Raw genomic sequence first — 22,303 nt, 5'->3', positions numbered from 1 at the left:
CCGTGTAGGCGGGCCGCCGCCTTTCCGAAATTACGCTTCAATCGCGAGTGGCTCCGACGTCCCTGATGTCGCGCCCGGCACATATCGGCCCGTTTGTCTCGAGACAAGCTGCAGGGTTTTGTGCGGTGCGTCCGCGTCGGTTTCGAAGAAGAACTTCTTTTCTCCGAATGCAGGAAAGAGATCATGGAGCCACGTCGCATTCGGATCGAACTTCGCATAGAACGGACGACGGACCCACTCAGGCTTCCGCGCTTGCAGGAACTGCAGTGCGAACACCTTTTCGCCAGCGATCTCGACGATGCCGTCTATCACGACCTTGCCCGGAAACGCGCTCATCGAAGGTCCGCGAACCGTGCGAGCCAGACCTGATACGGAACTGTAGGCGGACTGGAAGATCTCGTATGCCCGGGCGAGCGGCAACTGGAAGTAGTGGCTCGGGCCCGTATCCCGCTCGACAAACATGTAGTAGGGAATGGCGCCTAGCCGTACGCCCGTCGTCCAAAGTTCTACCCAGCCCTTCGGATCTTCGTTGATATGGCGGATCAGTGGGGCCTGCATGCGCAGCGTCGCACCCGTCGATACGATTCGCTTCACAGCCCGCTGTGCGATAGCGGTTCGAAGCTCGGCCGGGTGATTGTAATGGCCCATGATCGCCATGTTTTTACCGGCGGCGACGACCTTCTCGAACAACCGCAGCAGTTCATCCGAATCCTTGTCCGTCACGAAGCGCTGAGGCCAATAGGCAACGGATTTCGTGCCGATACGGATATTCTGGATGTGCGCGAGCTCGGGGACGAGCAGGGGCTCGATATAACCAGCGAGCGAACGAGTGTTCATGATGAGCGGGTCGCCCCCGGTGATCAGCACGTCGGTAACTTCGGGGTGCAGCTTGAGATACTCGACCAGTTCGCTCGATTCGCGCGCATCGAATTTCAGATCGTCCATTCCGACGAACTGTGGCCAGCGGAAACAGAACGTGCAGTATGCGTGACACGTCTGCCCGGCACTGGGAAAGAAGAGGACCGTCTCCCTGTATTTGTGCTGCAGACCACTCACGGGCTGGCCGTTCATAAAAGGCACGTTGTGCGTCATCTGGCCGGCGGGATGGGGATTCATCGCCAGCCGGATGCCACGAACTGCATCGTCGATGGCGGCATCATCCTTTTTCACCAGTACGAGATCTCTCAGGTTCGAGTAGTCGGATGGAGAAAGCATGTCCTGATGCGGAAACGTCAGACGGTAAATCGGATCGTCGGGGACATTGTTCCAGTCGATCAGCTCGTCCATCACGTACTGGTTGGTTCGGAACGGCATGACCCGGGAGACAACCTGTATGGCTTCGCGAAGTTCTTCCGGAAGCAGCTGCCATTGAGGCGCCTGGCTGATCGTCTGACGGGTATAGGGCTTGAACTTTGCTGGAAGCGAATCGGAAGTCATGAAGCATCCTCTGTAAAGTGGAGTGTCATATAACTAGGAATGCAAAACAATTATGGTATTCGCGCGCCAGATGATATGGCCCAGAAGCGAGCGCTACGGCCTTGCCTCAGTCATCGCAATGACCAGCGCGTTAGTGAGGGCAATGGAGGCCGGGCACTTCCCGTATGTCATAGAAACCATTGTTACCTCATGGTCGACGGCCAGCAAACGATATAAACTCGCAACGTTGTGCGTTTGAGGAATGAACGTGAGGCGAAGAATCCCGAGTATCGAAGCGCTGATCGCTTTTGAGGCAGCGGCGCGCCATCTGAGCTTCACACGCAGCGCCGATGAGCTGGCTTTGACACAGAGCGCAGTCGGTCGGCAGGTGGCGAGCCTGGAGGACTATCTGGGCGTACCGCTTTTTAACCGTGTGAAGAAGAGACTCAGCTTGACGGAGATAGGTGAGGTGTATGCGAGGCAGGTCCGCGAAGATCTTGACCGGATAGAGCGGAATGCTCTGGCTGCAATGGCGCATCGGAACGCAGGCGGGATTCTTGAGCTTGCCGTCATTCCGACGTTCGCGACGCGGTGGCTGATTCCGCGGCTTCCACAGTTCTACGCGGAGCATGAACACGTTACCGTCAATCTGACGACACGGGCCGAACCATTCCTGTTCACGGACACACCGTTTGACGCAGCTATTCACTTTGGCGACCCCGTGTGGCCTGGGTCCATAGCGACCTATCTCTTCGGTGAAGAGATGACGCCTGTTTGCAGTCCTCGGCTATTGCAGGGAAGAAACTCGCTCGAGCCTCAGGACGTCACGAAGTTTACGTTGCTTCACCAGTCAGCGAGACCGGATGCATGGCGGCAATGGCTCGCGCAGGCAGGCATTGCTGATGACGTCGACTGTATGCGAGGGCAGCGTTATGAACTGTTCTCGATGCTCGTCGAAGCGGCGCGTGCCGGACTGGGCATTGCACTTGTTCCCCGGTTCTTTGTATCGCACGAGGTGGCGACGGGCGAGTTGGTGCTACCGTTCAGCATGTCCCTGCAGAGCGAAAAGGGATACTACTTTGTCTATCCCGAGGCCAAGCAAAATTCGCCGCAACTGCAGGCATTCGCTCAATGGCTGCTTGCGGAAGCCGGCCGCTATGCCGAACGCAAGGACTGACGACGATTGTCCACGCGATGGTATCGCCACGGATTGCCCGCTGCTGTATCACGCGCGACTACTTCTCGATCGCGACATCCGGTATCACACGGTGTGCATCAGTGCGTCTTCTTTTAGCCTGCAGTGTCCGCTGGAAAAATCAAACCGCGGTTAAGCTCATCATTTGGCTTGCTGATATTAGGCGGATGTCGCGGGTTCTTCGGCATGATGAGAAGAGACGAAGCCATCAAGCAAGCCGGTTTCCTTTTCCTTGTACGAAAGGGCGCGGGCTTTGACATGGTGAGCTAATCGCTCGCAGGCCCTTGGGGCGCGAGCGCAATGATGTTTGATCGCAGCGGTGATTCCATGCATATCCAGCAAGGTGTTCCTACTTCCGACGTGACCGCCGGGAAATACCCCACATATCAACTTGGTTCGGGCTGGAACGCGATGCTGCCCGCGCGTCCGAAGAGTTCTCGAACGAGCATTCGGCGGTTCGGCACGATTGTGATCGGCGGAGGATACACGGGCCTTGCTGCCGCACGCCGCATCGCAGAGATGCAGCCAAACCAACCGGTGTTGGTGCTTGAAGCCTCGACCATCGGCGAAGGCTCATCCGGGCGGAATTCGGGTTTCGTCATCAATCTGCCACACAACACCAAGATGGGCGGCCACACCAGCCCGCTGGAAGTTGCTCGCAAGCAGATTCGTTTGTATGACGCTGGTTTGCACTGGCTAGAGCAGCTTGTTCGCGAACATCGTATCGACTGTCGCTGGAACCCGGTCGGGAAGTTCCATGCCGCAGCAAGCGACGCAGGCGTTCAGAATCTCAGTGCATCGTTGGCTCAGTACCGCGAATGGGGTGTGAACTTCGAAGAGTACGATCGCGATGCGCTGCATGAAAAGCTCGGCACCAGCTACTACCGTTACGGATTTCATTCGCCCAATAACGTTTTCGTCCAGCCTGCCGCACTGATCCGAGGGCTGGCTGACAGTCAGCCCGCAAACGTCGTTCTGATCGAGAGCGAACCCGTCATAGCGCTAAGCGAGTCGTCTCCGTTCCGGATCACCACCACCGAGGCGGAATACACAGCGGATCGCGTCATACTGGCCAACAACGGATTCGCAAAAGCGTTAGGCATACTGCGCGACAGACTGATAACGATCTTCACCTATGCGGCTGTCACTCCCAGGCTGCCCGAGTCCGAGCTGAAGAAGCTCGGCGATACTCAGGAGTGGGGCGTCATACCGGCAAATCGTCTTGGCACGACATTGCGTCGTGTCCGGGATGGGCGATTCATGGTGCGCAGTGCCTACTCATACGAGCGGGAGCAGTCGCCGTCCGATACGCTGGCTCAACTGACGAATTGCTACCAGCGCCGCTATCCGAATATGAAGTCCCATGATTTCGAGTATGTGTGGGGAGGGACGACGGCACTCACTCGCAATGGCGCCACGTTCTTTGGGCAATTGCGCCCTGGCCTGTTCGCGTCGCTGGGGTGCAATGGCGCTGGAGTGCTGAAAGGCACCACATACGGCAAGTTGGTTGGTGAGATGGCCATGGGTGCCCAGTCTTCGCAACTGTCCGACGCTCTTAGTCTGGAAGGACCGAGCTGGCTACCTCCGGAGCCGATAAGACGCATTGGCGTCGTTTCATCGATCAAGTATCAGGCCGTACTCGCCGGTCCTGAACGCTAGTCTTTCACCGCTCAATATCACTCGAGGAGGAGTGAAGATGCCCGAAATCAAACGCAGCCATATAGGGAAGCGGCTGTCGGAGGTCGCCATCCATCAGGGAACGATCTACCTTGCAGGTCAGGTGCCCGAAGACATCACTCAGGATATGGCCGGTCAGACGCGTCAGGTGTTGGCGTCAATAGATGCGCTGCTTGCAGAACACGGATCGGACAAGTCGCGCATCCTGTCGTGCCAGATCTTCTTGTCCGACATGTCACAGGCTGCGGCGATGAACGAAGTGTGGGACGCATGGGTGACGCCAGGGCACACGCCGCCTCGCGCCACTGTGGGGGCTACTTTGGCACAGCGGGAGAAGTTGATCGAAGTCGTGATCGTGGCCGCTGCCTAGTTTCACATGTCTGGCTGTCGTGTCGGGCCGATATGCGGCTCGGCGCATTCCGCACTCGGAATACGGTGCGTTGGTAATGACGCGCGGTCTTATGCTCGTTGTACGCCGATTGATTCATGGCCTGACCTGGCCAACGGTCCGCATAGATGCGACACATACGGGGACGCCGTAGGGGTTGCTGGCGGGCGTAGCGATGATAACCCGCGCCTTATCACGGTAACCATGCCTGGACGCGGCTGTGAGGGTGAGGTGAGAGGGCGGGCGGCATTTGGCGGACGTTCGGCCATGCCGTCATTCGAGAATATGTCTTTCAGGCGGCTACACATCCTATTCCTGAAATTCGCACTTCGGCGGTGGCGAGTGACCGATCGCCGTTTCGGACGATGATGGGAGGACCACGTCAACGACAGCTTAGAGGGTGCAACGATCATCCTCGCCAACGTGCTAGCCGGCCTTTGATGCTTCCGGTGAGAGCGCATTATTCACATCGCGCGATTCCGAACACGCCTGTCATTTTGTCCGAAATCTACCTGGCACCTGCGAAGATCGTCGATTACACTATTTTTGCTATGCGACCTTAATGCGTGGCTGTCTCACGAAGTCACAATTGTGCGGACTTTCGTGCCCCCTCCTTCTGCACGTGTCCGCTGACACCGAGCGAAAAATAATCTCGGTGAAGCTTCTCGCCATTCCATTCATTACGTTTGGCCAACGGCCGGGTTTTCTCAACCTCGTAATCGGCAACACGCGGCCGCGCAGATGGGTCCTTGTTCTCTTGTCGCTTGCTCCGCTAACAGCGCGGCAGCCAGGCATCACTGCGGCCATTGAATTCATTTGTTTGAATTGGGCACCTAATCCAGCCGGGAAATAGGCCCCTGCGCGCTGTGATGTTAAGCGCCTGATTCGGTGACAAGGAGATGGACATGAAGATCAAGCATTTAAGCATTTTGTCCGTTACAGCATTTGCACTTCTCTCGCTCAGTGGTACCGCGCAGGCCGACGGCCTTTGCTCGAACTCAACGCTAAGGGGACCGTTTGGATTTATCGGTCACGGAGAGATACTTGGATTGATAGGAGCCGACGGTAAGGTGCATCCGTACGCCGCCGCGTCGATCCTCGATGACGTCGCCCTCGTGACGTTCGACGGAATGGGCCATTTTTCACGCACCGACTTCGGCGTTATCGGCGGTTTGCCAAAAGGGGGGAAGACGACATTCAATCCGGTCCAGCACGGCGTCTACTCGGTAAACTCCGATTGCACCGGCACCATGAAAATCATCTATGACGCCGGCGGACCCGTGCCGGCCGGCGTCGAGACTGATCTGAACATCGTCGTCGCTGCCGACGGGACGCTCATTGAATCCGTTGTCTACAGGGCGGTTACCGTGTCAGGCTCTAGCGCGGACGGCCAGGCAGTGTGTCCGCCGAATTGCGAGCAAGGTGTGCAGGAAAGCTTTGAGGGGAAAAAGGTCGTGGTCTACGGCTTCCGCGAGTCGAGTCACTGATGGATTCACGCTCGCGATGATGCATGTCAGGAGAGTAGTTGAGCACCAGAGCGAGTGCAGGTTTTCGCCCTTTAATGCCTGCGCCTTCAGCGAGATGATTGTGTCACCTCCCTGATCTCCTGGTGTACGGACGTCGCCGGTGCTCGTGATGCTGGCGGACATTGAAACCTCCAACATGATCACCGCTGCTCAGGGAGCGAGCGTCGATCGACATGATCGCCAGCGTAAGCGCGTAGTTTGAGCCGGAGCGGACGTTCGAACGTCCGAACGTCCGCGTACCCGTCTGGTTGAACGTCTCTTGCTGGCCGACAGGACCACCTCGACGAACATGCTGCAGAGCTGCCATGGGAATCATCAATGGTAGCTCTGCGACGAACTGTTCGAACGCGTACTCCCTGCCAATTATTGCCGCTCATCCATTTCAAAAAGTCGTTGTTCGAACGACTGATCCCACTCCGAAATCTGCCACATGCCGTATCAGAGCATGTCGTCCAACCTGGTCGCGGACTAACGATCGTTAAACGGACATCACGTATAGGTAGGAGGACGAATTAATTGGCGATTTCGATGACCGATTCGGTGCACTGCTTCCATTCGGGCAAGGTGGTCAAATCGTCCCGGACAAATTTCAGCGGCCGCGATTAAAACAACACCGCATCGCTCGCCACGTTGCGGGGCCATCGTTGGCTGAAGACCTATCTCTTTGTATTCCCGTTGAACAAATTTCAAATTTAACGGGGCCATAACAGCGGAGCATGTTCATATTCCGCGCAGATAGTCGTCCATAAGGACCATTCCTTGCGAAATATCCCTCTTTTGTCTGTTTCGTTGGGTAGCGAACGGTCCATGCCTCGTACCCCGGATAACTTGACTACACGCAAAAGGGGGAGGCGGCCAACGGTGAGGCATCACTGACGCCGCCTGAAAGTTGAGAACGGGTCGACCACGATCCAGATAAAGTAATAAGGAATGCAAAAGTATGAAAAATAATCGGGGATGCAGAGAGCGGGCACCGCTGAAAATTATCGGGATGCTGGCAGTCGGTCTGCACGCGGCAGCGGTGATGGCGAACGCGCCTGTCGCCGGACACGCGCCAGATGCCTTATCAAATGGCGCAGATCTGGCGTTCCTGGATGGCATTGATTTGCCTACAAGCGGAACTGACACGCTCACTGGAATTGCACAGCCGCTCACAGGTGGGACGCGCGCCACGGGAGGCGGCTCTGGACTAGCGGGCGGCACAGGACTGGGCGCGAGCAACGGCGCAGGTTCCGGCGGCGGTGGAAATACGGGTGTCGCGACGAGCGGTGCAGCCAGCAACGGCACGGGCGTCGGAAGTTCGGGTATCGGAGGCGGGACGGGCGGCGCTGGCGGGGCCGGCGTGGGAGTCGGCAGCTCGGGAGCTGCACACAGTGGATCGGGCGACGCCGCAACAGCCGGTGCGGGCGTGGGAGGCACTGCTGCTGGGAGTACAGGCGGCGGGAGCGCTGGTACCGGAAGCACGGGAGCCACAACCGGAGGCGCGGGGAGCGTCGGACAAGGCGCGGGTGGCCAAGGTAGCGGCAGCCAGGGCAACAGTGGCCCCGGCGGCCAGGGGAGCGCTGGCCACGGCAGCGGTGGCCAAGGTGGCAGCGGCGCGGGCAACGGCGGTTCGGGTACCGGCGGCCAGGGTGGCGGCGGTGCGGGCAACGGCGGTTCGGGTAGCGGTGGCCAGGGTGGCAGCGGAGCGGGTAACGGCGGTTCGGGCAGCGGTGGCCAGGGTGGCGGCGGCGCGGGCAACGGCGGTTCGGGCAGCGGTGGCCAGGGTGGCGGCGGCGCGGGCAACGGCGGTTCGGGTAGCGGCGGCCAGGGTGGTGGCGGCGCGGGTAACGGCGGTTCGGGCAGCGGCGGCCATGGTGGCAGCGGCGCGGGTAATGGCGGTTCGGGTAATGGCAGTTCGGGTAGCGGCGGCCATGGTGGCAGCGGCGCGGGTAACGGCGGTTCGGGTAGCGGCGGCCAGGGTGGCAGCGGCGCGGGTAACGGCGGTTCGGGCAGCGGCGGCCATGGTGGCAGCGGCGCGGGTAACGGCGGTTCGGGTAGCGGCGGCCAGGGTGGCAGCGGCTCGGGCAACGGCGGCCAAGGCAGCAGCGGCGCGGGTAACGGCGGTTCGGGCAACGGCGGCCACGGAAGCGGCGGTCCGGGTGGCTCGGGCAACGGCGGCCAGGGTGGCAGCGGCGGGGGAAACGGCGGTTCGGGCAACGGCGGCCATGGAAGCGGCGGCCAAGGTGGCGGTGGTCAGGGTAACGGCGGACACGGCAACGGTGGTCAGGGCAACGGCGGCCACGGAAGCGGCGGTCCGGGTGGATCGGGCAGCGGTGGCCAGGGTGGCAGCGGTTCGGGCAACGGCGGCCAGGGTGGTGGTGGTCAGGGCAACGGCGGCCAGGGTGGTGGTGGTCAGGGCAACGGCGGCCACGGCAGCGGCGGGCCGGGTAGCGGAGGCCAGGGCGCCGGTGGTCACGGTGGTTACGGCAATGGGGCGAATGGCGGTCATGGCGGCGGCAACGGTGGAGGCGGTTCGCACTAGAAACCACCACTCCAACCAACTAGCCCACCGCCGTCCGAAAGCGATTGATATCACGGATTGCAGCCGCCGACATCGTGCAATGGCACGGACATGCAGGTCGACTGCGCGGTCTTTTTTGCTTCAGGCCTGGTTTATTGTGGCGTCCTTTCCTCTTTATTGTGGAGGAACAATCAGATGCGGCGAATGTTTTTAAACAATAAAGCAGAGAAACATAGAATATAGGAATTACGCTTGGATCCGAAAATCAAACACTTGTCCGATGCGGCCAACTTGCTAATTTCTTCGTGTTCAGCGAAATAATGTGCCAGTTGCAAGGGTAAATGTTAGTTTGGTTTCGTCCTTGACGCGGCAACTTGCGTAGGCGCGCTCGTTAACGCGGGCCGCGATATCGTGGTTGAGGTAGTACGCTTTCTAACAAATCGAAGTCGCGTGCGCGAGACCAGGCGAAAGCATCCGGCGCAGAATTCCGCAATTGCGTTCTTGTTGCCTCAGGATGTCTCTCAAGGAGCGCTAACACCCTCCTGCGCGTATCTTCGGCCGTCCCTGGAAAGGTGGTAGCGTGCTTTCGATTTCTCAGCCGCAGAAGCTGAGTATTGAGCCACCTCTGGTCGTTTACGTGCAACCAATGCCACGCATGCTGATGCGCCTCTTTGAATTTCGTTCGAGTTGGTGTGTCGGTGCCGTTTAGATAGGTCAAGCAAACAGCCCGACAACGTTTCTTCTGATTCTCGAATGTTTTTCGACACGCTGCTTTGTTGGTTGCCGGTGACCGCGGTCCAGTTTGCTCGCGACCCTTCTTTCGTACAGTCGTTGCGTATGCTTCGAACCATGGAAGCAGATCATAAATCCGACTGCTCCGATCTATACGGAATCGCGGCCTGCAAATAGCTTTCCATGTACGCTTTCCCATTGCCAGTTCATTCGCAAAAATTGACAGGCATTGCGCATTCCGCATTCGCAAGCGCGAATACCAATTCAGCATGCTTGCATTCTGGCAATGCAAAGGGTTGTAAACTAACCGGTCTCCATGGCGATGTGGAGCGATCTCGTGCTGTATCAGCGAAGGCCGCTGCAGACAAGTTCAGATTTACGTTGCAAGTCCCGAAGGCGCGTGTTGCATATGGGCGATGTGCTGCATAACCAACAGATAAAGAACTGGCTCCGTCACAAGATGCGTACCGCGCAAAGTACGCAAAACTATCTCTTTCGATGACCCGATCGAAAACGATTTCCGAATTTCGCAGGATGCGCTCGCATTGCTGCTTCGCTATTCGTCTGGAGCGATTCGACCAGCACGCGAGGTCTTTGCCCAGCGACTGCAATTGCCCATCTATATCGTCCAGCGTGATCGTCCCATACTGCACGGGGGTCGCGCTTGCCGAACATGTTGTGATTGATATCGCGAAGCATCAGGACCTTCTTCATATGCGACTCCCGAAAGTTCAATCCAGCGGCACGGTGAGCCTGTCAATCACAGCGCGCGTCTGGGGGCGCACGCCGCGCCACCATGCGAACGCTTCCGCTGCCTGCTCGACCAGCATGCCCACACCGTCTGCGATGCCGCGCACGCCAGCATTGCGCGCGAGCCGCAGGAATGGGGTGAGACGCTTGCCGTAGGCGAGTTCATAGGCCGTGCCTTCGGGACTGAAGACAGTCGGCGGCACGGGAGGCAGGTCGCCGGTGAGACTTGCGGAGGTCGCGTTGACCACCAGATCGAAGCGTCCCAACGTATCGAGATCGCCGTAGGCGCACGCGCGCACTGAGCCACGCGCGCCAGCATCTGCGATCAGCGCGTTGGCTTTGGCGATGTCCCGGTTCGCGATGACGAATTCGGCGGGATGCGCCGCGAGAAACGGCAGCAGTGCGCCACGGGCCGCGCCGCCAGCGCCGAGCATCAGCACGCGTTGGCCTTCGAGCGGCACGCCCAGGTTCGCCTCGATATCGCGTACGAGTCCGATCCCGTCGAAGTTCTCGGCGACGATACGACCGTCCTCGAACTTCAGTGCGTTGGCCGCGCCCGCCAGCGACGCCCGTTCGCTGCGCTCATCGGCCATCGAAAAGGCTTCGAGCTTGAAGGGTGCGGTGACATTCATCCCTTTGCCGCCCGACACACCGAACGCGCGCACGACTTCGGCGAACGCGCCTTCCCGTTCGAGCGGACCAACGATTGCCGTATAGGTCATGTCCTGTTTCGTCGCTTCGGCGAAAAGGCCGTGAATCAGCGGAGATTTCGTGTGTCCGATCGGGTTGCCGATCACTGCATACTGGTCTGTCATCGTTGTCTCACTTCGAATAAAGAACGCCTTCCGTCTGCATCGCGTCGATCTCTGCGACAGAGAAGCCGAGCGATTGCGCGACGTCTGCATTGTGCTGACCGAGATCGGGCGCGACTTCGCGGATCGTCGTATCGCATTCGGAGAAGCGGAACGGCAGATTGGGCAGGCGCAGCGTCCCGTAGCGCGGATGCTGCTGTTCGATCACCATCCCGCGTGCCTGTATCTGCGGATCGGCCAGCACCTCGTCGATGCGCTGTACCTTTGCGCACGGCACGTCGATGCTATCCAGCAGGCTCAGAATCTCCGCGACCGGGCGCGCGGCAACCCACGGCTGCACGACGGACAGAATCTCCGTGCGATGCGTGTTGCGGCCCACGCTGTCGTGGAATCGCGTGTCGGCGCCGAAGCCTGCCGGACCGCCGTTCGATTCGACGAGCGCAGCGAAGCGCTTCCACGCGTCGTCGACCTGAGCGGCGATCACCAGGTCGCCATCGGCGGCGCGGAAGACGCCGTAGAGCGTCGACGTGGGCATGTCGTGTCCCGTCTGCTCCGGCAGAACGCCTCGCAACGTGTAGCACTGCACCGCGTATTCGTGCATCGATACCAGCGTGTCGTACAAAGCCATGTCGATATGCTGGCCTCGTCCGCTCTTTGCTCGCGCCAGCAGCGCCGCGTTGATGGCCGCCACCGCGTGGATGCCCGTGTACATGTCGCCGAGTGAGATGCGCAGCAGAGGCGGCGGCTCGCCAGGCGTGCCGACCATCTGCATGATGCCGCTCTTCGCCTCCGCGATCAGACCGAAGCCGGCACGATGCGCGTCCGGTCCCGTGTGACCGTAAGCGGAGATCGAACAGTAGACGAGGCCCGGATTACGCTGCGACAACTCGGCGTAGCCGAGACCCAGCTTTTCCAGTGCGCCCGGCCGGTAGTTCTCGACGAACACATCGGCCGAATCGCACAGACGCCGCATGAACTCCATTCCGCGCGGGTCTTTCATGTCGACGCTGACGCCGCGCTTGCCCATATTGAGTTGCAGGAAATAGCCGCTTTGCTGATCATCGAGCACGGTGGCATGCTGGCGTCCGGCGTCGCCGCTGCCGGGACGTTCGACCTTGATGACTTCGGCGCCCAGCGCCGCGAGGCATCGGCCGACATAAGGACCGGCAAGAAAATGGCTGTAATCGACAACGCGAATGCCTTCGAGAGGACGGGCTTGCATCAGAACGCTCCCGGCCGGCGCGGCACCATCAGGCGATGCTCGCCGCGTTGAACCACCTGCCCATCCTGATTGACCAGTTCCGAAGGCAACACGACGATGCCCCAGCCCGGACGGCTCTTGCTCGGCCGCATCGCGCCCACGCGGAACTTCACGTGCAGCACGTCGTTGACCTTGATCGGCAGCAGAAAGTCCCACGTCCAGCCGAGCGACATGCCCGGCAGAAAGCGATAGTCGCTTTGCGTCTTCAGGCCATCGGCGATCGACAGACCGAACAGTCCGTGCGCGACGATGCTGCCGAAGTGGCTCGCGTTGGCGTAGTCTTCATCGACGTGCACGGGCGTATGGTCGCCGGTGAGATCGGCGTACGCGCAGATGCGCTCCTTCGTCACGATGTATTGCGAGCTGATGCACTCGTCGCCTTCCGTCGCATCGTCCCAGTATTTCTCGACAATCGTCATGCTCATGTCTCCGCACGCGGGTTGATCTTCAGCGCCTGTGCGACACACGACGCGGGCTTTGCCTGAATCAGTTCGACGGCGAGGCCATCCGGCAGGCGCAGCCAGTTGCGTCCCTGCGGCATTTCGCTGACGCCGTACGCTTTGGCCGCGATAAGTGCGGCTTCCAGGTCTTCGCACATCACGCCCAGGTGGGCGAGCCGGCCCTCGGGGCCGTCATGCAGCGGGGCATGGATGAACTGCAGGCCGCCGAGCGTCCAGTACTGCCGCGGCGCTTCGGGCGTGCCGTCGACCTCGCGCGTCGTCATGCCGAGGACGTCTTCGAAAAAGCGGATGTGCCATTGGATGTCCTTCACCCAGATCGCGACATGCTCCAGATAGGCTTTGGTCCCGTTCATGCCCCGGCCTCCATGCGTTGACGGTCGCTCATCGCGCGTTCGATGCCCTTGATGCAGGCGACGAGCGTTGCGTTGACGGGAGTCGGTACGCCGAGCCGTTGTCCCCAGCGCACGACCGAGCCGTTGATGAAATCGATCTCCGTGACGGAGCCTTTTTCGAGGCTTTGCAGCATCGAGGTCTTGAACGCGGAGGGCAATCCTTCGGCGGCGAGCGTCCAGGCCTGCTCGGGGTCCATCACTGACAGCGTCACGTCGGCGGCCTGTGCAACTGCGATCGCCTCGCCGACAGCCGCGAGCGCGGTCGCTTTTAACAGCGGCTCGTCATAGAGCTGTCCGTAAGTGAGGCTCGTGATCCCCGTCAGCGCGCCCGTCGCGACGTTGATGAGCAGCTTGTCCCACATCGTGCCGACGATGTTGTCGCTGACCATGGTGAGCAGCCCTGCGCTGTTGAATGCATCGGCGATGGCCTGCGCGCGCGACGTGATGCGGCCGCCGAGTTCGCCGATGTAGGTTGCTTTGCCCTTTAGGCCGGCTTCGATATGACCCGGCCCGCGCAGCACGCCGCCGACGTAGGTCTTCCCCGCCAGCACGCGCTCACGGCCGACGATGTCGGCGAGCACGTCTTCGTGCCCGAGGCCGTTCTGCAACGACAGCACCAGCGTTTCAGGCCCGACCAGAGCGAGCGCGCCGCGCATGGCCGCGTCGGTGTGGAACGACTTGACCAGCACGACGACGAGCTCAACGGCGCCGATTTCGGCGGCCTCGGTAGCGGCGCGTACCGTGACGCGCCGGGAACCGGCGTCGTCGTCGACCTGCAGGCCATTGCGGCGCATCGCTTCGACGTGCGCAGGCGAGCGGTCCAGCAGCCAGGTCTCGTGACCGCCTTCCGTGAGCGCTGCGCCAATCGCACAGCCCAGCGCGCCGGCACCCAGAATTGCAATTTTCATCGGCATCTCCTGTCGGCCAGCGTTATCACTTCAGCGATTACGCTGGCCCCATACAACGTTGACGTGTAGATGCACGATAGAAGTTGCTGCTCATGCTGACAATGCAATGACTACAATGACGTCATTGCGAGAGACAATAATCCCCGACCCACCATGCTGCCGACCGAACTGCCCGACCTGAAGCTGCTTCAGCTCTTCGACCTTCTCTACGACACTCGCAGCGTGACTCGCGTCGCGGAGCAGCTCGGGCAGAGTCAGCCGACGATCAGCATCTGGCTCGCGCGATTGCGCGAGTGTCTGCAGGACCCGTTGTTCATCCGTACGCCCGGAGGCATGGCGCCGACGCCTCAGGCCGACGCGCTGATCGGGCCTTGCCGGGAAATTCTCGAATCGCTACGTCGTTTCGTCGCGTGGGAGATTGCGTTTGATCCCGCGACTGCGCAGCGGCGCTTTCGCATCTGCATGACCGACGCGAGCCACATCACATTGCTGCCGAGGCTGCTTGCGCATGTCCGTGCGCAGGCGCCGGGCATCCGGCTTGAGGCGGCGGGAATCGACGGCAATACCGAGCGCGCATTGGAGTCCGGTGAGGCGGACCTGGCGATCGGCTATGTGCCCTGGCTAGGCGGCGGCATTTACCAGCAGCAGCTTTATCAGCAGGATTGGGTGTGCCTGACCAATCGCCATCACCCGAGGGTGCGCGCGCGGCTTGGGGCGAAGCAATATCGCACGGAAGGACATGTCGTCATCGAATCGGGTACGGGCGCGCAACTGCTCGAACAGGCACTTGCGCGCGAGCGCATCGAACGTGATGTCGTGCTGGAGTTGCCTGGTTTCTTGGGGCTGGGGACGATCATCCAGACGACCGACCTGATTGCCACGTTGCCGCGTCACATTGGCGAAACGCTGGCGCAAGCGAATGGTCTCGCTGTCCATGCGTGTCCCGTTCCGGTGGAAGGGTTTGCCGTGCGGCAGCACTGGCATGCGCGGTATCACCACGAAGCGGGAAACGGGTGGCTGCGTGGCGTGGTGATGCAGTTGTTCGGCCGTTCGCGCTGAGCGTGGCGCTTTCAATCGACCTCATCAAAGGCCACGGCAGTTCGACGCCGTTACCCCCTGGCATCCGAAGACAGCGCACAGTCGGGAAATCGCGAGACACACTGGGCGGACATTGCGGAAAGGTAATGCCACGACGCCCGTGGGTAAGCGTCTCATGACAGACATAGGTGACTTTCGCGCGCGCTTTGACTCGCGTCGTGGCATTTCGCCGTCGCGAGTGAATTCGAATCGGCGGCAGGTCGCGTTGCTGGCGCCCGGAGAAACCCCTGGAACGTTCGATAATCGCGCGCGCATGCGCAATGATCGAACGCGCGCGCGCCTGTCGCCCTTGTGTCGCGTCGTGGCACGGGACTACTCTGCGATCCATCAGGCGACACGGTTAGTCGCCGTCCCACATAAACCGGAGACAACATGAAGGCAGCCACGGACCACGAGCCTCACGGCAGGCATCAGTCGGCGAAAGCCGCAGCGAGCGGCTGGATCGGCTCGGCGCTCGAATACTACGACTTCTTCATCTACGCCACCGCGTCCGCGCTGATCTTTCCGCAGATCTTTTTCCCGAAGGGTAACGCGACGACCGCCATCGTCGCGTCTCTGGCGACCTACGGTGTGGGTTATGTCGCGCGGCCGATCGGCGCCTTCGTACTGGGGCACCTCGGCGATACGCATGGACGCAAGAACGTGTTGCTGTGGTGCATGTTCCTCATGGGATTTTCGACGATCGGTGTGGGCCTGCTGCCGACCTATGATCAGGTCGGCCTGCTCGCGCCCGTGCTGCTGGTGCTCCTGCGCCTGCTTCAGGGCTTTGCCGTGGCCGGCGAGATTTCCGGCGCCAGCTCCATGATCCTGGAGCATGCGCCGTTCGGCCGGCGCGGCTTCTTCTCCAGCTTCACGCTGCAAGGCGTGCAGGCGGGGCAGATCCTGGCGGCGGCTGTGTTCCTGCCGCTCGCGCACTACATGCCCGCCGAGCAGTTCAACGTGTGGGGCTGGCGCATTCCCTTCCTGCTGAGTTTCGTGGTCATCATCGCGGGCTGGATCATTCGCCGCAAGGTCGACGAGACGCCTGCCTTCACCGAAGAAGGCCAACGTCAGGCGCGCCCTCGCTCGCCGGTTATCGATGCGTTCAAATCCAGCACGCCGAACATGCTGCGCGTCGTGTGCATGGCGCTGATGAACGTGATCCCCGTGGTGGCGACCATCTTCGGTGCGGCCTACGCAGTGCAGCCCGCCTACGGTATCGGCTTCGCCAAGGATGTCTATCTGTGGATACCCGTCGTGGGCAACATCGTTGCCGTGGCGGTGATTCCGTATGTCGGCAATCTCTCCGACAGGATCGGCCGCAAGCCGCCGATCATCATCGGTTCGCTGCTGTCGGGCCTGCTCGCCTTCGCTTACCTGTACGCGATCAGCATCCATAACGTGCCGTTCGCGTTCGTGATGTCGCTGCTGATGTGGGGCGTGGTCTACCAAGGTTACAACGCCGTGTTCCCGAGCTTCTATCCCGAACTGTTCCCGACCCGCACGCGTGTTTCAGCGATGTCGATCGCGCAAAACATTGGCACGGCTATCACCGCGATGCTGCCGGCGCTCTTCACGGCCGTCGCGCCGCCGGGAGCGACCAACGTCTGGTTCACGGTGGGCGCGCTCGCGTTCGGCATCACGGTCATCGCCGCGCTGGCCGCGTTCAGCGCCCGCGAGACGTACCGAGTGCATATGAACGAACTGGGCCAGCCCGACGCGCATGCCGTGGACAAGGCCGAGTACGACCGCCTGCGGGCAATGGCCTTCACCGCGCGTGCCTGACCGTCCTCTCAGAGAGCAGATACCAGCCATGATTTCCGGAAAGACGACCCTCATTGCGCACGTCGGGTACCCGACTGAGAGCTTCAAGTCCCCGATGATCTACAACCCCTGGTTCGAGCAGAAAGGCATCGACGCGGTGGTCGTTCCGATGGGCGTCAAGATCGAGGACTATGAGCAGAGCTTCGCGTCGATCTTCCACTTCACGAACCTGCGCGGCGCGCTCATCACCATGCCGCACAAGGTGACAACGGTTGGGCTCGTCGATGAAGTGACAGCCGCCGTGCACATCGCTGGCGCGTGCAACGCGGTGCTCAAACGTCCCGATGGCACGCTGCTGGGCGACCAGTTCGACGGTGCGGGTTTCGTGCGCGGTGTGTTGCGCAAGGGCCGGCAGTTGGAGGGGGCGCGCGTGCTGGTGTCGGGTTCGGGCGGTGTCGGTTCGGCGATTGCCGCGTCACTGGCGGCGGCGGGCGTCGGCGAACTGGCGCTGTACGACGCGCGTCCCGAATCCGCCGATGGACTCGCGCAACGTTTGCGCGAGCACTATCCGGTACTGAAGGTCAGCACCGGCTCGAACGATCCGGATGGCTTCGAGGTCGTGGTGAATGCGACACCGCTCGGCATGAAGGCCGATGATCCGTTGCCCTTCGATGTCGCGCGCATTGCGCCAGGCTGCTTTGTCGGCGAGGTCGTGATGAAGTCGGAGTACACGCCATTCCTGCGTGCAGCGCGCGAGAAGGGCTGCGAAGTGCAGGTGGGCACCGACATGCTGTTCGAAATGATTCCAGCGTATCTGGAGTTCTTCGGCTTTGGCAGCGCCACTGCCGAAGAACTGCGGTGCACCGCGACCATCGCGTACTGAGTCACCGTGATACCGGGTTTTTCGATGAATGCTTCGTATGGCGGCCGCAGCTTTGGCGAAATCGTCGCGATGGTTGGCCGCGTGAAGAATCTGCTTCGGGACATGCCTGCATGAGCCGCCGCGGCCCGCTGAGTTTTGCATTGCTTCTCCCGTTCCTGCTGGCTGCGCAGCCAGTCGCGACCGACAGTTATCTGCCCGCGCTGCCTGCGATCGCGACGGCACTCGGTTCAGCCAGCACCAGCCTCACGGTGTTCGCGCTCGCGTTCGGCATGGGGCAGTTGCCGATGGGCAGCCTGGCCGACCGCTATGGGCGTCGGCCGACGCTGCTCGCGGGGCTTGCGGGATACGCCGTCGCTGCCCTGGCCGGTGCGCTCGCGCCGAGTGCGTCGATGCTGACGGCGGCGCGCGCGTTCCAGGGGCTGGCGATGGCGGCCATTCTCGTGTGCGCGCGCGCTGCCGTGCGGGACCTGTATCCCGCCAGCGAAGGGCCGCATGTGATGGCTCGCGGACTCACGGGGCTGGGCGCGACTGCACTGACTGCGCCGATCGTCGGCGCCTATATTGCGCAGCACGTTGGCTGGCGCTGGGTGCTCGCGGTCATGTGCCTGTACGCGCTCGCGCTGTGCGTGGCATGCTGGCGCGGCTTCGAGGAAACCGTTCACCGCACGGACGTGGTGCAGACGCCAGCCGGCGGCGTCCGCGAGATCTTCGAAAGTCCCGAATTCCGCGCGTGGGCGCTGCTGGCTGCCGTCACCTACAGCGGCATGTTCTGCTTTCTGTTGCTTTCGCCGATGGTCTATATCGGGTACATCGGCCTGTCGCCCGAGCTATATGGCTGGATACCCGCTGGCGGCTCGCTCGTTTACATGCTGAGCACGATGGGTTGCCGGCGTCTGCTGTATCGCCACGGCGTGTTGCGGACGGTGCGCCAGGGGGCCGTGCTAAGCCTTTCGGGGGCGATCATCCAGGGGCTCGGCTGCTGGCTGCTGCCCGGCAGCGCGTGGCCGCTGCTGCTGGGTCACGCGGTGTATTGCCTGGGACATGGCATCCACCAGCCCTGCGGGCAGGCGGGCGCAGTGGGTGGCCTGCCGCACCTCGCGGGACGTGCGGTGTCGTGGTCCGGCTTCATCATGATGTGCGCCGCTTTCTGCGCGGGACAGACCGCGTCGGCCTTCGTCGATCCGCATTACCGGCTTGGCGCATGGCCTATGGTCGTGCCGATGCTTGTCGCCGGATCGGCGCTGATGGCCATCGCGTTCGCCTGGTTGCCGACGATCGAGCATCCTGGCTGGTTGAGTTCGCGGTCTGCGGCTGTTCCAGTCAGGTCGGAGTAGGCGCAGGCCGACATGTATCTTTTGCTTCGTGATGCTAACTGCGTCGAAACGACGATCGGTCGCGAGCAATGAAAAATCAGGATGCCGCCCGCAAACCATCGCTCGTGCGCATACTGTCGAGCGAATCAAATAGTGCGTAGTTGTTCACGCGGCATATCGAACGCGCTTTTCCTTGAAAAGGCCGCGGATCACGTGGGGCTCTTTTTGCCGGCGTTGCGGGTGACGGCGAACACCCCCGATCATCTTCAGCTTTACTGGCGGGTCAATTCTTGCTGAGCGCATTGCTCCTCACATCCACCTGATTTCCTGATCTTCAGTGCGGATCCGGGTGCCCTCGAACGGTCGTCTCGTTTGACGGCGACAGCTGCCGTACAGGTGATGACGGGATCCATTCCGAAGTGGGTCGCGGGCCGCCCGTCCAGGCATTGCCCGCCCTCAATGGACCCACACTACCGGCCGCGATCGGCGCCCGCGTCAGACCGTGTCACGACGTCCTACGGTCGGCCAGTCACGCGCTGCACCATCGCGTAGAGCACCGACATCTGCAAGCCGCTCTTGAGTGCGTAGTTCGGGTCGTATTGATTGGAGTAGCCCCACCAGTCGAAGCATGCATTCGGGTTGGTCGGCCCCGGCGCAGACGACGCGATCGTGTCGGGATACACGACCACCAGTTTGTTCGTGTCGGCCCATTCGTTGATGCCGGCCTCGGTGACCCAGCGGTTCCCGATTAGTGACGCCTCCTGTAGACAGCCGTGGAGCGCGAGCACGAATCCGCACCTGTCTCCTTGCGCGCAGGCTTTGGGAATAAAAACGCTGCCTGTCGAGCTCATCGAAAGTTTGGAGGATGCCCCGAACTCCGTCTGGTCGAATGAGGATAAGGTACCCGACAGCTTTCCATTGTTGCGGGGTTTCAATGGGCCGAGGAACATGGTCAGCCACGTTTCTACTGAATCGTAGACTGCGCCATTTGCCGAGCAGCGCACCATGTAGGGGCTCCCAAGCGTGCCGCATGCAAGTTCGCCGTCAGGCGATTCCCAGCCGTGCTCGGCGGGATACGCATTATCGAAATGAACATTGGCCCCATAGTGTCGGTATTCCGAGTCGAGGTCGGCCATCTCAAGCGGATTGACGACCTCGTCTTGCGTGCCGGACCAGAGGTAGACCGGCTGTCCACCAAGATTCGTCGCCGGGTCGATGGTGCCGAGTGACGATTGCGCGTCCAGGTACGCCTCGGAGGCCGTCAGCGTGCTGTTGTACGACGCCTGATTCGTCGGAAGCGTCAAGCCGCCGCAGTTTGCCAAAGCTGTCGCGGCTCCTCCGGCGCCGGCACACCAATACACCCCGCCAGCGTAAACGGCGGCCCCCTTGAAGGTCGAGGAGTGGGCAACATGCATCTGCACTGCCGCGAAACCGCCTGACGAGATACCGGCGACGAAGACCTTCGTCGGGTCAATCTGATAGCGCTGAAGCTTTATGATTCTGGAAGAGTTCGCGGGGGCGGCTAACGCCTTTGCCGATGTTCCCAAAGCACCGGTATCCGTCCCGGCCGAATCGCCACCACCGCCGCATCCGGCAAGGCCGATCATTAACACTACTGCCAGCGCTAACCGCAGCCCCAAAGCCTTCGCCATCATTGTCGTCTCCTCGTCGGAGCAAAATAAATTGGCAACGTCGCTCCGTCAGTCGAACTGCCCGCCGTTTCGCCTTCCGCCAGAACCTCGCTAACACAAGTCATCGACAAAGCGCGAACAGACATTTACTGCGTAAGTTGCGCCCGACGATATTCCGGCATTGCAAAAATCGCTCCCGCGACAAGAGCAATCCTAAGCCTTATGCGAGGCGCTAAAAACGGTCCAGTCGGAGATTTACGAATGACCAATTTGCCCCCGGTTGGACGCGCTAAGCCATGACCTCACAGGAAGATTGGCCGCTAATGCTGTTTCGCACCTGCGAATTGCCAAGGGTGGCAAAGTCTTGCTGTAGGCGGATCAGCACCGTGAGACCGTCAGAAATCGCGCCAAAAGTACGTTTTCCCGATCTTCGCGGCGCTTTCCCGCAGCGGCCCGTCGCGCGCGCTAACTCATGATCGGCGTCATCGCAGTTTCGATCCGGGACGCCTGGTTCCGGGTAATCATGCTGCCGAGCGCATGACTGAAGCGCGGTTCCTGCACACCGGAAATGACGTACTGCCACCTGTACGCGGCGAGCAAACCTGCATGAACGGACTCTTTTTCGACCATCGGCAGAGACCGTCCGCAGACCATTGCAAAGTAGTCGGCGTCAGCGCGAGCCTGCGTTTGCAGCATGCCGTCGACGGCGGCGACCAGTTCGATCAGATCGTCGACTGCCTTGTCGCGCTCTTCTGGCGAAAGTCGGGCGTCTTCGCGTTGCCATTCGAGTTCGTCGAGGATTGCGTGCTGTGATTCCTCGCGCCAATGGTAGAGAAAGACGTCCTTCCACAGTTCGGATGAGTTCGAGTCGCCGTCGATGCTGCCGCGATAGTGCGCGAGCACGAAGAGCTCGATGTGACAGGTCAGCGCGAGTACAGCCCAGGTGGATTTCGAAAGGACAAACGAGGCCACGCTGTTGGCTTCCGGCAAGAACGCATAGCCGGCCGGCATGCCTTCGGCGCACATGCGTTCGATGCGGCGAAACAATTTCTGATGTTTGATTTCTTCATCGCTGAACCGGACGAGCGCTTCGAGGGCGTTCTGGTCGCCAAGGCGGTACGGTCCGCTCATCTCCAGTACCTTGGCCGCGATGAAGCGTTCGACGAGGCCGAACATGTTTGCATACGTGCGGCCCTGAATCTGACTGAGCATGCGCTGTTCGTCGGGGCCAAGAAAGACGAGCGAATCGACCTTCGATAACGCGTCCGGCAAAAATTTCCTCGTGAAATCGAAAGATCGGCCGCGAATCACGTCGCGGTCGATGTCCCAGCGGACGCGTTTCGAAGCAGCAATACACTTTGCGTAGCGGTTGGCGTCGAGCTCGTTTACATCAGTGGTGATTTCCATTGAAACATCTCCTTCAATTGCGATTCATCGATACTCACCGTGCCGATGCCATCGGGATGTCCCATTCGAATGTGTCAGCCATCTTGGCCGAGCCGCATCGCCACGATCCAACTATCGTTGCCGGACGTCATCGGACCGTGAACAGCGCGCCGGGCCGCGTAAAATCGCCGTTAAAAAAATCGAATGAAGAAGGACGGGCCCGCGCAA

General features: G+C 60.9%; 17 protein-coding genes and 1 pseudogene. 9 read left to right on the top strand and 9 right to left on the bottom strand.

The features are described 5' to 3' along the window. Positions 1 to 30 precede the first annotated feature (30 nt). Positions 31 to 1,437, bottom strand: a complete 1,407-nt coding sequence (locus tag AB4Y32_RS18660; protein WP_368722747.1) for a KamA family radical SAM protein — start codon at positions 1,435 to 1,437, stop codon at positions 31 to 33. Between the two features lie 247 nt (positions 1,438 to 1,684). On the opposite strand from AB4Y32_RS18660, the gene gcvA reads away from it, so the two are divergent. From gcvA to AB4Y32_RS18635, 5 genes are all read left to right on the top strand, one after another. Then, a complete protein-coding gene (gene gcvA / locus AB4Y32_RS18655; protein ID WP_368722746.1) occupies positions 1,685 to 2,593 on the top strand; it encodes a transcriptional regulator GcvA in 909 nt (302 codons plus the stop codon). Positions 2,594 to 2,938: 345 nt separating this feature from the next. Next, positions 2,939 to 4,270 (top strand): NAD(P)/FAD-dependent oxidoreductase, encoded by a 1,332-nt coding sequence (locus AB4Y32_RS18650; RefSeq protein ID WP_368722809.1) that lies wholly within the window; start codon positions 2,939 to 2,941, stop codon positions 4,268 to 4,270. Between the two features lie 37 nt (positions 4,271 to 4,307). After that, a complete protein-coding gene (locus tag AB4Y32_RS18645) occupies positions 4,308 to 4,658 on the top strand; it encodes a RidA family protein (RefSeq protein WP_368722745.1) in 351 nt (116 codons plus the stop codon). Between the two features lie 923 nt (positions 4,659 to 5,581). After that, positions 5,582 to 6,163, top strand: a complete 582-nt coding sequence (locus tag AB4Y32_RS18640; protein WP_368722744.1) for a hypothetical protein — start codon at positions 5,582 to 5,584, stop codon at positions 6,161 to 6,163. A gap of 1,144 nt (positions 6,164 to 7,307) precedes the next feature. Next, positions 7,308 to 8,726 (top strand): hypothetical protein, encoded by a 1,419-nt coding sequence (locus tag AB4Y32_RS18635; RefSeq protein WP_368722743.1) that lies wholly within the window; start codon positions 7,308 to 7,310, stop codon positions 8,724 to 8,726. Between the two features lie 1,239 nt (positions 8,727 to 9,965). Here the strand turns inward: AB4Y32_RS18635 and AB4Y32_RS18630 are convergent. The 6 genes and pseudogenes from AB4Y32_RS18630 to AB4Y32_RS18605 all read right to left on the bottom strand — a co-directional run. Further along, positions 9,966 to 10,151 (bottom strand): annotated as a pseudogene (locus AB4Y32_RS18630) (type II 3-dehydroquinate dehydratase); the annotation flags it as partial. A gap of 17 nt (positions 10,152 to 10,168) precedes the next feature. Continuing rightward, a complete protein-coding gene (aroE, locus tag AB4Y32_RS18625) occupies positions 10,169 to 11,002 on the bottom strand; it encodes a shikimate dehydrogenase (RefSeq protein ID WP_368722742.1) in 834 nt (277 codons plus the stop codon). Positions 11,003 to 11,009: 7 nt separating this feature from the next. Next, on the bottom strand, positions 11,010 to 12,221 hold the full coding sequence (locus tag AB4Y32_RS18620) for a CaiB/BaiF CoA transferase family protein (RefSeq protein WP_368722741.1): 1,212 nt from the start codon (positions 12,219 to 12,221) through the stop codon (positions 11,010 to 11,012). Continuing rightward, a complete protein-coding gene (locus tag AB4Y32_RS18615) occupies positions 12,221 to 12,679 on the bottom strand; it encodes a MaoC family dehydratase (RefSeq protein WP_368722808.1) in 459 nt (152 codons plus the stop codon). The genes AB4Y32_RS18620 and AB4Y32_RS18615 overlap by 1 nt, the downstream gene beginning before the upstream one ends. 2 nt (positions 12,680 to 12,681) lie before the next feature. Continuing rightward, positions 12,682 to 13,074, bottom strand: coding sequence for a VOC family protein (locus tag AB4Y32_RS18610; protein ID WP_368722740.1), 393 nt, complete (start codon positions 13,072 to 13,074; stop codon positions 12,682 to 12,684). Next, the gene (locus AB4Y32_RS18605; protein ID WP_368722739.1) at positions 13,071 to 14,021 is read right to left on the bottom strand and encodes a ketopantoate reductase family protein; all 951 of its coding nucleotides are present in this window, start codon (positions 14,019 to 14,021) and stop codon (positions 13,071 to 13,073) included. Before AB4Y32_RS18605 ends, AB4Y32_RS18610 begins: the two co-directional genes overlap by 4 nt. 153 nt (positions 14,022 to 14,174) lie before the next feature. Between AB4Y32_RS18605 and AB4Y32_RS18600 the strand changes: the two genes are divergently transcribed. The 4 genes from AB4Y32_RS18600 (at position 14,175) to AB4Y32_RS18585 (ending at position 19,079) form a co-directional block, all read left to right on the top strand. Continuing rightward, on the top strand, positions 14,175 to 15,080 hold the full coding sequence (locus tag AB4Y32_RS18600; RefSeq protein ID WP_368722738.1) for a LysR family transcriptional regulator: 906 nt from the start codon (positions 14,175 to 14,177) through the stop codon (positions 15,078 to 15,080). A gap of 411 nt (positions 15,081 to 15,491) precedes the next feature. Continuing rightward, positions 15,492 to 16,883, top strand: a complete 1,392-nt coding sequence (locus AB4Y32_RS18595; protein ID WP_368722737.1) for an MFS transporter — start codon at positions 15,492 to 15,494, stop codon at positions 16,881 to 16,883. 28 nt (positions 16,884 to 16,911) lie between these two features. After that, entirely contained in the window at positions 16,912 to 17,745 is an 834-nt protein-coding gene (locus AB4Y32_RS18590; RefSeq protein ID WP_368722736.1) for a shikimate dehydrogenase, read from the top strand. A 110-nt stretch (positions 17,746 to 17,855) separates the two neighbouring features. Continuing rightward, the gene (locus AB4Y32_RS18585) at positions 17,856 to 19,079 is read left to right on the top strand and encodes an MFS transporter (RefSeq protein WP_368722735.1); all 1,224 of its coding nucleotides are present in this window, start codon (positions 17,856 to 17,858) and stop codon (positions 19,077 to 19,079) included. A 494-nt stretch (positions 19,080 to 19,573) separates the two neighbouring features. Here AB4Y32_RS18585 and AB4Y32_RS18580 read toward each other — a convergent pair whose 3' ends face one another. Together AB4Y32_RS18580 and AB4Y32_RS18575 are read right to left on the bottom strand one after the other, a co-directional pair. Beyond that, the gene (locus AB4Y32_RS18580; RefSeq protein WP_368722734.1) at positions 19,574 to 20,713 is read right to left on the bottom strand and encodes an extracellular catalytic domain type 2 short-chain-length polyhydroxyalkanoate depolymerase; all 1,140 of its coding nucleotides are present in this window, start codon (positions 20,711 to 20,713) and stop codon (positions 19,574 to 19,576) included. 441 nt (positions 20,714 to 21,154) lie between these two features. Next, the gene (locus tag AB4Y32_RS18575) at positions 21,155 to 22,096 is read right to left on the bottom strand and encodes a hypothetical protein (RefSeq protein ID WP_368722733.1); all 942 of its coding nucleotides are present in this window, start codon (positions 22,094 to 22,096) and stop codon (positions 21,155 to 21,157) included. Between the last annotated feature and the right edge of the window lie 207 nt (positions 22,097 to 22,303).

Source organism: Paraburkholderia phymatum (assembly GCF_040965635.1).
GTDB lineage: Bacteria > Pseudomonadota > Gammaproteobacteria > Burkholderiales > Burkholderiaceae > Paraburkholderia > Paraburkholderia phymatum_B.
The sequence above is the reverse complement of the archived record's forward strand: the minus strand, read 5'-3'. Positions and strand labels throughout refer to the sequence as shown.

Bases quoted from the DNA above. Each gene is read 5' to 3' on its own strand.
- AB4Y32_RS18620 (WP_368722741.1), bottom strand. From the start codon at position 12,221: ATGCAAGCCCGTCCTCTCGAAGGCATTCGCGTTGTCGATTACAGCCAT.
- AB4Y32_RS18615 (WP_368722808.1), bottom strand. From the start codon at position 12,679: ATGACGATTGTCGAGAAATACTGGGACGATGCGACGGAAGGCGACGAG.
- AB4Y32_RS18595 (WP_368722737.1), top strand. From the start codon at position 15,492: ATGAAGGCAGCCACGGACCACGAGCCTCACGGCAGGCATCAGTCGGCG.
- AB4Y32_RS18575 (WP_368722733.1), bottom strand. From the start codon at position 22,096: ATGGAAATCACCACTGATGTAAACGAGCTCGACGCCAACCGCTACGCA.
- AB4Y32_RS18645 (WP_368722745.1), top strand. From the start codon at position 4,308: ATGCCCGAAATCAAACGCAGCCATATAGGGAAGCGGCTGTCGGAGGTC.
- AB4Y32_RS18660 (WP_368722747.1), bottom strand. From the start codon at position 1,437: ATGACTTCCGATTCGCTTCCAGCAAAGTTCAAGCCCTATACCCGTCAG.
- aroE (WP_368722742.1), bottom strand. From the start codon at position 11,002: ATGACAGACCAGTATGCAGTGATCGGCAACCCGATCGGACACACGAAA.
- AB4Y32_RS18585 (WP_368722735.1), top strand. From the start codon at position 17,856: ATGAGCCGCCGCGGCCCGCTGAGTTTTGCATTGCTTCTCCCGTTCCTG.
- AB4Y32_RS18590 (WP_368722736.1), top strand. From the start codon at position 16,912: ATGATTTCCGGAAAGACGACCCTCATTGCGCACGTCGGGTACCCGACT.
- AB4Y32_RS18650 (WP_368722809.1), top strand. From the start codon at position 2,939: ATGCATATCCAGCAAGGTGTTCCTACTTCCGACGTGACCGCCGGGAAA.
- AB4Y32_RS18640 (WP_368722744.1), top strand. From the start codon at position 5,582: ATGAAGATCAAGCATTTAAGCATTTTGTCCGTTACAGCATTTGCACTT.
- AB4Y32_RS18600 (WP_368722738.1), top strand. From the start codon at position 14,175: ATGCTGCCGACCGAACTGCCCGACCTGAAGCTGCTTCAGCTCTTCGAC.
- AB4Y32_RS18610 (WP_368722740.1), bottom strand. From the start codon at position 13,074: ATGAACGGGACCAAAGCCTATCTGGAGCATGTCGCGATCTGGGTGAAG.
- AB4Y32_RS18605 (WP_368722739.1), bottom strand. From the start codon at position 14,021: ATGAAAATTGCAATTCTGGGTGCCGGCGCGCTGGGCTGTGCGATTGGC.
- AB4Y32_RS18580 (WP_368722734.1), bottom strand. From the start codon at position 20,713: ATGATGGCGAAGGCTTTGGGGCTGCGGTTAGCGCTGGCAGTAGTGTTA.